Consider the following 13,280-nt stretch of genomic DNA (forward strand, 5'->3'; position numbering starts at 1 on the left):
CTGGCAAGCGGGCCAGGGAAAAGTGGCGGACGAAAAAAAAGACAGCCGAAGCTGTCTTTTTGGCTTGCAGGCCGTGGCCTGCAAACGGTGCATTACTTGGCGGCGGCAGCCTTGACTTCAGCGTCGGCCTTGGCCTTGGCTTCTTCCGTCTTGGTGGCGGCGATGGCTTTATCCTGGTTCGCTTCCACTTTTTCCTTGGCCACTTTGGCATCCGCATTCACGGCGGCCTTGTGCGCTTTCGCATCCGCTTTGGCGGCGGCCTTGTCAGCCTTGGCTTGCGCTTTCATCTTGTCTTCCGGATCGGCGTCGACCACTTTGTCGTGGGCCTTGGCCTTGGTTTTATTTGCCTTGTGCTGGGCGTCGGCTTTCTTTTCGTCGGCCTTCATTTCGGCCTTGGCGACGTTGGAGTCAGCCTTGGCATCAACTTTGGCTTCCTTGTTGGCAGCCTTGTTGATGTCATGCTGCGCAGACGCCTGGGCGCTGGCAACGGCTGGGGTAGCTGGCGCCGTTTGCGCGATGGCAGCGGTGGCAAACAGGGTAGCGATCAGGGTGGCGAGTAATTTGTTCATGATGAGACCTTTCAATATGGTTTAATTTTATTCTTACTAAAGGCGGGCAAAATGTTCAAAATTTGCCAGGCATCGCGCTGCTTCTTGATGTAGCGCAATGGCATGACTTCATAGTAAAGATATCTGGCAAACCACACAGTGCGTTAGCGCACTCAACGGAAAATATGTGTAATTCGGCAAATTTTCCATTGAGTGCGATGCAGGTCTCATAGCCTCATGCGCCCACGGCCAGGGCCGCGTGGCGGGCAGCCACCCACTCCTCGTTGGCCGGCTCCACGCCCACCACGATGCGGCTGGCATCGGTGGAAATGCGGCTGGCGTTGCGCGCATTGGCCTCCGCATCGAGCACGGGGCCGATAAACCCCAGCTCGGCACAGATGCGCTGGCGCAGCTCGGCGCTGTGCTCGCCGATACCGGCCGTAAACACCAGCATGTCCAGCCCACCGAGCACGGCCGTCAGGGCGCCGATCTCGCGCACGATGCGGCGGATATATAAAGCCAGCGCGGCGCGGATGCGCTCGCCCGTGGCATCCTGCCGGTCCTGCTGCGCCAGCAGCACCGGTGGGTCGGCCGACACGCCCGACACGCCCAGCAAGCCCGACTCGTGGTACAGCACGTGCGCCACTTTTTCCAGCGACAGTTTTTCGATCTCCATCAGGTAGATGACGGCGCCCGGATCAAGCGAACCGCAGCGCGTGCCCATCATCAAGCCGTCGAGCGCGGAAAAGCCCATGGTGGTGGCCACGCTGTGCAGATTGTCCATGGCGCACAGGCTGGCGCCGCTGCCCAGGTGGGCCACGATGACCTTGCCGCGCGCGACGGCGCCAAAACTCTGCTCCAGCACCAGCGACTGGTATTCGTACGACAGGCCGTGGAAGCCATAGCGGCGCAAGCCCCGCTCCCACGCGTCGTAAGGCAGGGCCAGCATCTGCTCGACCTGCGGCACCGTGTGGTGGAAGGCCGTGTCGAAGCACGCCACTTGGGCGATGTCGGGCCGCGATTCGAGCAGCACCTCTATCGCTTCGAGCGCGAACGGCTGGTGCAGGGGCGCCAGCGGTACATAACTTTTCAGGTCGGCCAGCACGGTGAAATCGATGCGTACGGGGGCGAAATACTTGCTGCCGCCATGCACCACGCGGTGCGCCACGGCGCGCAGTGGGCGCCCATCCAGCTGCGCCACGACTTGCGCGCGGATGTATTCGAGGGCCGCGTGATGCGGCTGCGTCGCATCGAGCTGCAAGGCGGTGGCCGGCAGGCCGCCGGCGCGGTACGTGGCGTTTTCACGGCCGATGCCTTCGACCTTGCCGCTCCATTGCGCCTGCTGCGGCAGCACGCCGCCGCTTTGTTCGAAGAGGGCGAACTTGATGCTCGACGAGCCGCAATTGAGCACCAGGATCAGGGTGCCATCTGCATGGGTGGCTGGTGCGTTCATGGGGGCGTGCTCCGGTAATGGTTGGCCAGCATCACGGCGATGGCGCACGAGGCGATGCGGCTGGCGCGCGAGTCGGCGCGGCTGGTCAGGATCACGGGAATCTTCGCGCCCAGCACGATGCCTGCGCTGTCGGCGTCGCCCATGTATTCGAGCTGCTTGGCCAGCATGTTGCCGCTTTCCAGGTCAGGCACCAGCAAGATGTCGGCGCGGCCGGCTACTTCCGAGACGATGCCCTTGACGGTGGCGGCGGCGATCGACACGGCGTTGTCAAAAGCCAGCGGGCCGTCGAGGATCGCCCCCTTGATCTGGCCACGGTCGGCCATCTTGCACAGGGCGGCCGCGTCCAGGGTCGCCGGCATGTCTGCGTTCACCGTTTCCACGGCGGCCAGGATGGCCACGCGCGGGCAGGCTACGCCGATCACGTGCGCCAGGTCGATGGCGTTGCGCACGATGTCGGCCTTCATGGCCAGGTTGGGCGCGATATTGATGGCCGCATCCGTGATGATGAAGGGGCGCGGATACGCGGGTGTCTGCATCAGGAAGCAGTGGCTGATGCGGCGCTTGGTGCGCAGGCCGGCGCTGGCCGACAGCACGGCCGACATCAGTTCATCCGTGTGCAGGCTGCCCTTCATCAAGGCTTCCACTTCGCCCTTGCCCGCCAGTTCGGCGCCGCGCGCGGCGGCTGCATGGCTATGTTCGACGTCCTCGATGGCGATGCCGTCCAGGCTCAGGCCCGCCTCCAACGCCACGGCTTCCAGGCGCGCGCGCGGCGCCACCAGCACGGGCGTGATCAGGCCGGCCGCGTAAGCGTCAAGCGCGCCTGACAGGCTCAATTCATCGCAAGGGTGGATCACGGCCACCCTGATCGGGCCCAGGGTGCGCGCGTGCTCGAGCAGGCGCCGCGTGCCGTCGCCGTTATGCAGGCGTACCTCCGGCAAGGTGGCGCGCTTGCGTTCGATCTGCTCGGCCGGCGCGATCACCTGCGCCTCGCCATCGAGCACCACTGCGCCATGCTGGTTGACGCAGCGGCAAACCAGGGTAACGTGGCGGCTGCGCGGCTCGAGGGCCGTGACGGTGACGCTGATGGCCAGGGTATCACCCACGCGCACGGGCTGTAAAAAGCGCAGGGTCTGCCCCGTGTAGACGGTGCCGGCGCCGGGCAGGCGCGTGCCCAGCACGGCGGAAATAAGGGCCGCGCCCCACATGCCGTGGGCGATCACGCCCTCGTAGCGGGTGGCGGCGGCAAATTCCGTATCGAGGTGCTGCGGGTTGTCATCGCCCGACATCACCGCGAACAGGGCGATATCGTCCATGCTCAGGGTGCGCGTGATGCTGGCAGTGTCGCCGATGGCGATCTGGTCGAAGGTGCGGTTGCGTACGATATTCAGATCGTCGTCTTGGGGAGTAGTCATCGTGGTCTTCTATGCAGGGGTAATGTGTTTGGCCGGTTTGGCTTTGGGGCCGGTAGCGGATGTGTGCGCGTCCGGCGGCAGCGCCTTCGCTTGCGCCTTGACCGCGCGGTCGAAGACGTCCAGCATCTGCTGCAAGCTCGCTTCCTCGTCCGGCGTCGGCGCCTCGGGCACTTGCAACACTTGCTGCAGCCACTCGGCCAGCGCGCCGATGTCGTCCGGGTCGGCGCGCGACAGCAAGGCCGGCAAGGCGGCGATGGCGGCGTCGAAATCATGCAGCATCAGGCGCGCCTGCTGGCGCACGATACCGCGGAATTCCTCCATGCCGACATCCTGCCGGTATTGCGGCTTGATCAGTTTGAGGGCCAGGTTGACCCTGCGTTCGTCGGCGATCATGCGGAAGCGGTAGATGTAGAACAGCGCGCGCACGGCCGCTTCCACCAGGCCGCCCCGCTGCATGTCCTCGTCCATCTTGCGCGTTTCGCAGCGCACGTATTCGCAATGCTCGGGCGAGATGCCTGGATGGGGACGCGGCGGCGTCGTATCGCCGATGGCTTGTCCCGTCAGCGCCTGGACCAGGGGCGAACCGTACACCAGGTCGAAGGTCGTTTCCTGCACCATGTCGCGCCAGTCGCGCCAGCCGTTCAAGCCGGCCGTGATGGCTCCGGAGATGGCTTCCTGCATGGCCAGCAACGGATTGTCGGGCGATACCGGCTGGCGCTGGGCGCGCACTTTGTCCGCTTCCTTGGCCACCAGCCTGGCCAGCGGATTGTGGTCCGTCCAGCGCTCGTACGACACGCGCAGCGGGTGCGCGAGCTGCAAAAACCGCGCCGTCTGCGGCGTGACCATGGCGCGCACCCACGGCTGCGCAAACGTGCGGTACAGGGCCAGGTTCACTTCGGACACGCGCGCGGCGGCGGCGAACTTGCGGTCGTTTTCCATGCTGGGCTGCACGATGGCGCGCACCTCGTCGATGCCGCGGTGCTCGACCTGCAGCACGTAGTCGCCGCTGGCCAGGTCCGCATTCGGCGTGTCGGGCGTCTTGTCAACGATCCTCGCTTCGTAGATACCGGCCGGCAGCAGGTTGATCAGGTCGATATTGCTGGCGAATTTCTGGTGTTCCTTGTGCCCCACCTTGGCCGACACAAAGATGCCCAGGTGGCCGATGCTGTCATGCACGGCGTAGACGATGGTCTGGTCGTGCATCAGCACGTCCTTGTCGTCGCGGTACAGATCCGTGATCCAGCCCAGGGCCTGTGGTGGCGGTGTGATGTTGTCGCCGTTCGAGCAGAATACGACGATGGGCGAACGGATATTGCGCAAGTCCAGGCGCACGCCGTCGGAGGTGATCAATTCGGCCGTGGCCAGGCGGTTGCCGATAAACAGATTGTCGACGATGTACTGCATCTCGACGTCGTTGAGGAAGACGTGGCCGCCCCAGTATTTTTCAAATTCCAGGTAACGGGGCGCTTCCGTGTCGATGTTCGCGTACAGGTTGTACTGCTTGCTCCACAGGGTGTTGGCCGGGTTCAGCTTTTCGAAATTCTGTACCAGGCTGGCGCCGTCGAAACGGCCGTTGCCCAGGTCGCCCGCCAGGGCCGTGGCCCAGCTGCCGCCCATCAGCCCACCGGCATAGCGCATCGGATTGCGGCCATGCCAGCCGGCCCAGTACGACACGGGCGCGCCGGCCACGATGATGGGACCGAACAATTCCGGGCGCATGGCCGCCGTCATGAGGATTTGCCAGCCCGCCTGGCAATTGCCGATGACGACGGGTTTACCCTCGCTGTGCGGATGCAGGGCGATGACTTTTTCCAGGAAGGCCGCCTCGGCGTGCATCACGTCTTCCACCGTCTGTCCCGGCACGGGATCGGGCAGGAAGCCGATGAAGTAGCATGGATGGCCGGCGCGCAGGGCCACGCCAATCTCGCTCTCGGCCTTGAAGCCGCCGATGCCGGGACCATGACCGGCGCGCGGATCGACGACGACGAATGGCCGCTTCGATGGATCGGGCTCGGGCGCATCGGGCGTCAGGATGCGCGCCAGGCCGTAATTGACGGGGCGCGCCAGCTCCAGGCCCGACATCACCAGTTCGGCGGGGAAGTCCAGCACGTTCGGCACTTCCTCGGCCATGTGTTCCTGGTACTGGTTGCCGCGCCGGCGCATCACGTCCGCGTACAGCACGATGCGCTGCCACGAGTCGCGCGCATAGTCGCCCAGCACGCCCAGCGACGGCAAGCCGCCGGGGGAAAAAAATGGTGCAGCTTCGGTCTTCATGGCTATCCTTTTCATGCAAACACACGCCGGACCATTCCGGCGCGGGGGCTACGCCATCTGGCTGATGGTCTTGCGAAAACGGGCAAGGGCAAACGTGAACAGGGCCGTGCCGATGGCCAGCAGGGCCAGGAACGGTTTCCACACCACGTCGATGCCGGCGCCCCGGTACAGGATCGCCTGGCTCAATTCGACGAAATGCGTGGTCGGCGCGATCAGCATGATGTTCTGTACCAGTTCCGGCATGCTTTCGTGCGGCGTGCTGCCGCCCGACAGCATCTGCAGCGGCAGCAACACGAGGATCAGGAGCATGCCGAACTGCGGCATGCTGCGCGCCACGGTGGCGAGGAAAATGCCCATTGACGTTGTGGCGAACAAATGCAGCGCCGCGCCGCACAGGAACAGCGCGATCGAGCCTTCGATAGGCACGTGCAGCATGCCGCGCACCACGAGGTTCAGCGACAGGGCGGCGGCCAGCAGCACCACGAGGCCCATCGACCAGACCTTGCCCAGCATGATCTCGGCCGGCGTCACGGGCATCACCAGCAAGTGCTCGATGGTGCCGTGTTCGCGCTCGCGTATCAGCGCCGCGCCGGTGAGGATGATCGACAGCATCGTCACCTGGTTGATGAGCTCCATCAGCGAGCCAAACCAGGCCTGGCTCAGCGACGGGTTGAAGCGCGCGCGCATCACCAGCTCCACGGGCGAGACGGTCGCGCCCCGGTAGCGCTTGGCGAATTCCGATATCTCGCCAGCGACGATCTGCTGGATGTAGCCGCTGCCGCTGAAGGCCTGGCTCATGCGCGTGGCGTCCACGTTCAGCTGCAGTTCCGCCTGGCGTCCGCCCAGCACGTCGGCCTGCAGCTTGGGCGGAATCGTCAGCACGAAGGTGTACTGTCCCGCGTCCAGGCCCGCGTCGACCTGGCTCTGGTTGATCATGGCCGGCGGCGTGAACTGGGGCGGGAAGAAAGCCGAGGCGATGCGCCCGGACAGCGGCGAGCCATCCTCGTCGACGATGGCGACCGACGCCATGTGCAGGGTTTCCGGCTTGGCCGTGGCGGCCACGTAGATGGCCAAAGTGAACGTGTAGAGGATCAGGATCAGCATCATGGGATCGCGGATCAGACTCCAGATTTCCTTCACGCCCAGGCGGTAGATATTTTCAAGGTGGCGCATATCAGCTCTCCTGCTTCTTCAGCAGCGCCACGGTCACGCCGAGGATCACGGGTATCGCGATGATCAATGGCCAGAACGAGGCGTGCAGGTCGCCCAGTCCCAGCGCCTTGTTGAACACGCCCCGGCTGATATTGAGCATGTGCGTGGCCGGGTACATCAGGCCGATGGCCTTGCCCACGCCTTCCATCGACGAGACGGGATTGAGCAGGCCGGAAAACTGGATGGCCGGGATCATGGTGCCGATCATGGTCACGAACAGGGCCGCGATCTGGCTGCGCGTAAAGGTCGAGGCAAACAGGCCGATGCCGGTGGCGCAGATATTGAAGATGAAGGTGGCGCCGATCAGGGTCGCCAGGCTGCCCTTGACCGGCACGCCGAAGGCGGTGACGGCCAGCAGCGCCATGAGAAGGAAGTTGAACATGGCCAGCGCCACGTACGGCACCTGCTTGCCGAGCAAGAATTCCAGGCGCGTGACGGGCGTCACGTACAGGTTGATGATGGAGCCCAACTCCTTTTCGCGCACCACGGACAGCGCCGCCAGCATGGCCGGCAGCATCAGCAGCAGCAAGGGAATCACGGCCGGCACCATGGCCGGCAGGCTTTTCACGTCAGGGTTGTAGCGGTAGCGGGTCTGGATGGCCACCGGATTGTTCATCTTAATGCCGTAACGGTGCAGGGCCTGGTCGGCCAGCCACAGCTGGTGCATGCCCTGCACGTAGCCTTGCACGGTTTCCGCGCGCATCGGCATGGCGCCGTCGATCCACGCGCCCACCTGTGCCGGCGCGCCGCGCTGCACGTCGCGCGCGAAGCCGGGCGGGATCTCGATGGCCAGCGACAGTTCTCCACTACGCATGCGCTTGTCGATATCGGCATAGTCGCGCAACGGCGCTCGCTCGATGAAATAGCGCGAGCCGGCCAGGTTGTTCGTGTAATTCTGGCTCAACGTCGTCTGGTCGTGGTCGAGCACCGCGTAACTCAAGTCTTCGACGTCGAGGCTGATGCCGAAGCCGATGACGAACAGCAGCAGCACGGAGCCGCCCAGCGCCAGGGTCAGGCGCACGGGGTCGCGGCGCAGCTCCAGCGTCTCGCGCCACATGTAGCTGAGCATGCGGCCCAGGCTGAAGCGGCTGCGCCGGTGTCCCTGTTGCGTTGCGGCCGTTTCAGCTTTCTGCACGGGCGCCGGCGTTTCCTGCACCGCCCCCGCCGCCGTGCCGCCGCCCGCCTCTTCCAGGTAGGCGATGAAGGCCGCTTCCAGCGAAGGCGCGCCCTTCTTGCGCACCAGTTCGGCCGGCGCATCGCTGACCAGCACTTTACCCGCATGCATCAGCGAGATGCGGTCGCAGCGCTCGGCCTCGTTCATGAAGTGGGTGGAAATGAAAATGGTGACGCGGTCGCGCCGCGCCAGCTCGATCATCAGGCGCCAGAAATTGTCGCGCGCGATGGGGTCGACGCCGGACGTGGGCTCGTCAAGGATCAGCATTTCCGGCTTGTGCACCATGGCCACGGCCAGCGACAAGCGCTGGCGTATGCCCAGCGGCAGGCTGTCGGGCAAGTCGTCCATCACCGCGCGCAAGTCGAAGCGCTGCGCCATCTCGTCGATGCGCGCAGGTATCTCGCCCTCTGGCACGTGGAACAGGCGCGCGTGAAGCACCAGGTTCTGGCGTACCGTCAGCTCGCTGTACAGCGAGAAGGCCTGCGACATGTAGCCGACCCGGCGGCGCGTGTCGATATCGCTGGAATCGACCTGCTTGCCGAACAGCCAGGCCTTGCCTTCCGTCGCCGGCAGCAAGCCCGTGAGCATCTTCATCGTGGTCGACTTGCCGCAGCCGTTCGAGCCGAGAAAACCGAAGATTTCGCCACGGCCGATGCGGAAATTCACATGGTCGACGGCCGTAAAATCGCCGAAGCGCATGGTCAGGTCTTGCGCTTCGATGGCGACATCCTGCGCGCTGGCGGCATCGAGCGGCGTGATGACGACGGGCTGGTGGCCCGCGCGCTTGGCTTCGGGCAACAGCTTGATGAAGGCCGCTTCCAGGTTGCTGCTGTTCGTGCGCGCCAGCAGTTCGGCCGGCGTGCCCGTACCCCGCACCTTGCCGTCATCCATGGCCACCAGCCAATCGAAGCGCTGCGCTTCGTCCATGTAGGCGGTGGCCACCATCACGCTCATTTGCGGGCGCTGCACGCGGATGCCGGCGATCAGGTCCCAGAACTGGGCGCGCGCCAGCGGATCGACGCCGGTCGTCGGCTCGTCGAGAATCAGCAGGTCGGGATCATGGATCAGCGCGCAGCACAGGCCCAGCTTCTGCTTCATGCCGCCCGACAGCTTGCCCGCCGGGCGCGCGAGGAACGATTGCAAGCCCGTGCTGCGGGTCAGCTGGTCGATGCGGCGGCGGCGCTCGGCCGCGTTGTGGCCGAACAGGCGCGCGAAAAACTGCAGGTTTTCCTCGACCGACAGGGTCGGATACAGGTTCTTGCCCAGCCCTTGCGGCATGTAGGCGATGCGGGGGCAGACGTCGTCGCGGTGGCGCGCATCGCGCATGTCGCCGCCCAGCGCCATCACGCTGCCCAGCTGTACGGCGCGCGCGCCCGCCACCAGCGACAGCAAACTCGATTTGCCCACGCCATCGGGCCCGATCAAGCCCACCATGCGGCCGGCCGGCACGTCCAGGTCGATGCCGTCCAACGCCACCGTCTTGCCGTAATGCTGGCTGACGCCGCGGATGCTGACGACTGGGGATGTGGAAGCCACAGTCACTGCGGAACCTTCGCCGTCAATTCAGCGGGCCAGGCCTGCTTCGCGTCGAGACGCACCCAGGCCACGCCAGGCAAGCCCACTTTGACGAGGGCCAGATGCTTTTGCAGCAGTTCGCGGCTGATCTGCGCCTTCACGCGGAACATCAGTTTCTGGCGTTCGCTGGCCGTTTCCACCGTCTTCGGCGTGAACTGCGCGCTGGCGGCGACAAACGAAATCGTCGCGGGAATCACGTACTGGGGCGCCGCGTCGAGGATGATGCGCACTTCGCCGCCCAGCGCCACCTTGCCGGCCGCCGTCTCGGGCAGGAAGAAGGTCATGTAGACGTCCGACAGGTCGACCAGGTTGAGCACCTTGCCGCCGCCGGCCAGCACTTCGCCCTGCTGCGCCACCAGGTATTGCACGCGGCCGTCGCGCGGCGCCGCCAGCTGGCCGTCGGCCAGGTCGGCATCGATGCGCGCCGTCGTCGCCTCGGCCGCCACGACGGCGGAACGCGAACCGACCACCTGCGCTTTTGCCGCGTCGATGGCCGCCTGCGCCGCCGTCACCTGCGCCCTGGCCGCATTCAGGGCGGCGGCCACGCTGCGCACGCGGGCGCGGTCGTCGTCGAGTTCCTGCACCGAGGACGCGCCCTCTTTCGACAGTGTCTCGGAGCGGGCCAGGCGGCGCCTGGCCGCATCGAGTTCGCTTTCACGCTGCGCCACCATGGCCAGCGCGGCCGCCTTGTCGCTCTCGCGCACCGCCACCTGCGCCTGCGCGCCCACCACCGCATCGGATGCCTGCTGCTGGCGCGCACGCGCCTCGTCGCGCTGGGCCGCCAGCGAGTCCACCTGCATGGTGGCCAGCGGCTGGCCCGCCTTGACGAAGTCGCCCTCGCGCACGAGGATCTCCTTGACCCGCCCCGCCAGCTTGGTGGCGACGTCGACTTCCGTCGCTTCGATGCGGCCATTGCCGCTGACAAAACCTTCGCCAGGACCGGTGGGACGCATTTTTTGCCAGGCCACATAGCCCAGCACGAGAACAGCCACGACGAGCGCCGCGGGGATGAGTTTTTTCTTCAGTTGAGCATTCATGGTATCGGGGCGATCAAATTAGTGGGTGGAAGCGGCGGCAGAGGCGACGGGCGCGCCGCCGCCCAGGGCCGCATACAGGCTGACCTGGCTCGAGAGCAGCGCGCGGCGCGTCTGCACCAGCTGCTGCTCGACCGTCAGCAGGTCGCGCTGCGCGTCGAGCACTTCCAGGTAGGGCGCGGCGCCATTGTCGTAGCGCAGCTTGGCCAGGCGCGCCCGTTCGCTCTGCGCGGCCAACGTCGTCTTGCCGATGTCGACCTGCAGCGCCAGCCAGCGCCGGTTCGACAGCGCGTCGGCCACTTCGCGGAACGCGCCCTGCACGCTCTTTTCATAATTGGCCACGGCCACGTCGCGGCGCACCTCGGCCAGGTCCATATTGGCGCGCAAACGGCCCGCATCGAAAATCGGCAGCACCAGGCGCGGCGCGACATTCCAGGCGCCGCTGCCCGAGTCGAACAAACCGTTCAATTCCGCGCTGGCCGTGCCGTAGGCGGCCGTCAGCGAAATCGTCGGGAAGAAGGCGGCGCGCGCTGCGCCGATATTGGCTTGCGCGGCGCGCAGCTGGTGTTCGGCCGCGATCAGGTCGGGACGCTGCGTGAGCAAGGCCGAGGGCAAGCCCGCATGCAGCGGCTGCAGCACGCTGGCGTCGTCGAAGCGGCGCATCTCGCCAGCCACCGGCGTCAGATCGACGGGGCCGCCCACCAGCTGGGCCAGTGCGTGCGCCTGCACGGCGCGCGCCTGTTCCAGCTGGGCCGACAGCGAGAGGGCCTGGCTGAGCAGGGTTTCCACCTGCGTCAGGTCCAGCTTGGAAATCGACCCGACTTCAAAACGGCGCGTGAAGATGCGCAGCGATTCGGCGCGGCTGTCGACGGTGGCGCGGGCCAGTTCCACCCTTTCGTCGAGTTCGCGCAAGCCCAGGTAGCCGTTGGCCACCTGCGCCACCAGGGCCACGCCGACGGCGCGGCGCGCCTCGTCGCTGGCCAGCAGGGTTTGCAGCGCGCTGTCTTTCAGGCTGCGCACCCGGCCCCAGAAATCGAGTTCCCACGCGCTCACGTTCAAGCCCGCCTGGTACTGCGCGCTCGTCATGGCGCGGCCCGTCGGACTCAGGTCGCCGGGCACGCGCGCACGGCTGCCGGAGGCGCCCAGCGCGATGGTGGGAAATTGCTCCGCGCGCTGGATGCCATACGCGGCGCGCGCCTCTTCCACGCGCAGCGCGGCGATGCGGATATCGCGGTTGCTGGCCAGCGCCTGCGCAATGAGCGCCTGCAGGCGCGGGTCGGCAAAATAGCTTTGCCAGGCGACGTCGGGCGCGTGCGCGCCGGCCGGATCGGTTTCCGGATACTGCACCGCCACGGGCAGCGGCGGAGGCGCATAGGGCGGCGCCATCGAGGCGCAGCCGGCCAGGGCCAGCGTGGTTGCCAGCGCGGCCAGCATGGCGCGGTGTGGCAAAGTGAAAACAGCCATGGTCATCATCTTCCAGTCAATTCAGAATGTTGTAGCCGCCATCGACGTACAGTGTGCCGCCCGTGATGGCGCGCGCGCCGTCGCCGGCGAGGAAGGCGCACAGCGCGCCCACGTCCTTGATGGTGGCCAGGCGGCGCATGGGCGAACGTTCGATGGCGTCGGCCATCAGGCGGTCGAAATGGGCGATGCCGGAAGCGGCCCGCGTCTCCAGGGGACCGGGCGAAATGGCGTTGACTCTGATGCCTTGCGGCCCCAGTTCGGCCGCCAGGTAACGCACGGACGCTTCCAGCGCCGCCTTCACGGGCCCCATCAGGCCGTAGTCGGCGATGACTTTCTCGGCGCCCAGATAACTCATGGTCATCAAGCTGCCGCCATCCGGCATCAGCGGTTCGGCCAGTTTCGCCATGCGCATGAAGGAGTGGCAGGAGACATCCATCGCCTGCGCAAAGCCGTCGGCGGAACTGTCCGTCACGCGGCCATGCAAATCGTGTTTCGGCGCGTAGGCGATGGAATGGACGACGAAGTCGATGCGCCCCCACTGACGTTCGATCTGCGCGAACAGCGCCTCCAATTGCCCCGGCACGGCCACGTCGAGCGGCGCCATGATGGACGCCTGCACTTGCAGCGCCAGCGGTTCCACGTGCGGCCTGGCCTTGTCATTGAGCCAGGTGACGGCCAGTTCGGCGCCGGCCGCGCGCAAGGCGCCGGCGCAGCCCCAGGCGATGCTTTGCGCATTGGCGATGCCCACCACCAGCCCCCGCTTGCCCTGCAAGGGCAGGTACGGCAAGGGGGCCGTCATGCCGGGACTGGACGCAGGGCGGGCCACGGCGTGGCCGCATGCACGCAGCGCACGGCTCCCGCATGCATGGCGGCGGCGCACATGGCCAGGGTGACGCCGCCGGCGCGTGCATACGGCAAGGCAATCGGAGTGTGGGGATGGAGGGTACTGCACGCGTCAGGCGCGGGGGTCTGCATCTTCATGAATCGGCTTCCGTTACTGAAATTCGAGGCCGGCACCAGTGCATTCTCGGGGAACTGGTACAGGGCGAAAATTACTCTACAGCATTTAGATACGTGATTCGCGATGAGTCCGGTCCGCATGCTTATCGTTTTGAGCTTGGTCAACTATAAGTG

Annotated in this window: 10 protein-coding genes; all 10 read right to left on the bottom strand. The window is 65.9% G+C overall.

Going from position 1 to position 13,280, the window contains the following annotated elements:
* Nucleotides 1-92: 92 nt before the first annotated feature.
* Entirely contained in the window at nt 93-569 is a 477-nt protein-coding gene (locus GYK42_RS03295; RefSeq protein ID WP_166446326.1) for a hypothetical protein, read from the bottom strand.
* A gap of 214 nt (nt 570-783) precedes the next feature.
* Complete coding sequence (locus tag GYK42_RS03300; protein WP_166446327.1) at nt 784-2,001, bottom strand: acetate/propionate family kinase; 1,218 nt, start codon at nt 1,999-2,001, stop codon at nt 784-786.
* Nucleotides 1,998-3,413, bottom strand: coding sequence for a bifunctional enoyl-CoA hydratase/phosphate acetyltransferase (locus tag GYK42_RS03305; protein ID WP_166446328.1), 1,416 nt, complete (start codon nt 3,411-3,413; stop codon nt 1,998-2,000). The genes GYK42_RS03300 and GYK42_RS03305 overlap by 4 nt, the downstream gene beginning before the upstream one ends.
* Nucleotides 3,414-3,422: 9 nt before the next feature.
* Nucleotides 3,423-5,687, bottom strand: coding sequence for a DUF3141 domain-containing protein (locus GYK42_RS03310; protein ID WP_277346553.1), 2,265 nt, complete (start codon nt 5,685-5,687; stop codon nt 3,423-3,425).
* Nucleotides 5,688-5,735: 48 nt separating this feature from the next.
* A complete protein-coding gene (locus tag GYK42_RS03315) occupies nt 5,736-6,860 on the bottom strand; it encodes an ABC transporter permease (protein WP_166446329.1) in 1,125 nt (374 codons plus the stop codon).
* Between the two features lies 1 nt (nt 6,861).
* Nucleotides 6,862-9,609: a ribosome-associated ATPase/putative transporter RbbA gene (gene rbbA, locus GYK42_RS03320; protein WP_346768052.1), complete on the bottom strand. Its 2,748-nt coding sequence runs from the start codon at nt 9,607-9,609 to the stop codon at nt 6,862-6,864.
* A gap of 2 nt (nt 9,610-9,611) precedes the next feature.
* Nucleotides 9,612-10,685: an HlyD family secretion protein gene (locus tag GYK42_RS03325; RefSeq protein WP_166446331.1), complete on the bottom strand. Its 1,074-nt coding sequence runs from the start codon at nt 10,683-10,685 to the stop codon at nt 9,612-9,614.
* An 18-nt stretch (nt 10,686-10,703) separates the two neighbouring features.
* Entirely contained in the window at nt 10,704-12,152 is a 1,449-nt protein-coding gene (locus GYK42_RS03330) for an efflux transporter outer membrane subunit (protein ID WP_166446607.1), read from the bottom strand.
* A gap of 10 nt (nt 12,153-12,162) precedes the next feature.
* Nucleotides 12,163-12,945 carry an enoyl-ACP reductase FabI gene (gene fabI, locus GYK42_RS03335; RefSeq protein ID WP_205711263.1) on the bottom strand — a complete coding sequence of 261 codons (783 nt, stop codon included), beginning with the start codon at nt 12,943-12,945 and terminating at the stop codon, nt 12,163-12,165.
* Nucleotides 12,942-13,127, bottom strand: coding sequence for a hypothetical protein (locus GYK42_RS03340; RefSeq protein ID WP_166446332.1), 186 nt, complete (start codon nt 13,125-13,127; stop codon nt 12,942-12,944). Before GYK42_RS03340 ends, fabI begins: the two co-directional genes overlap by 4 nt.
* Nucleotides 13,128-13,280 lie beyond the last annotated feature (153 nt).

It is taken from the genome of Janthinobacterium lividum, from assembly GCF_011601275.1.
Lineage (GTDB): Bacteria > Pseudomonadota > Gammaproteobacteria > Burkholderiales > Burkholderiaceae_D > Janthinobacterium > Janthinobacterium lividum_E.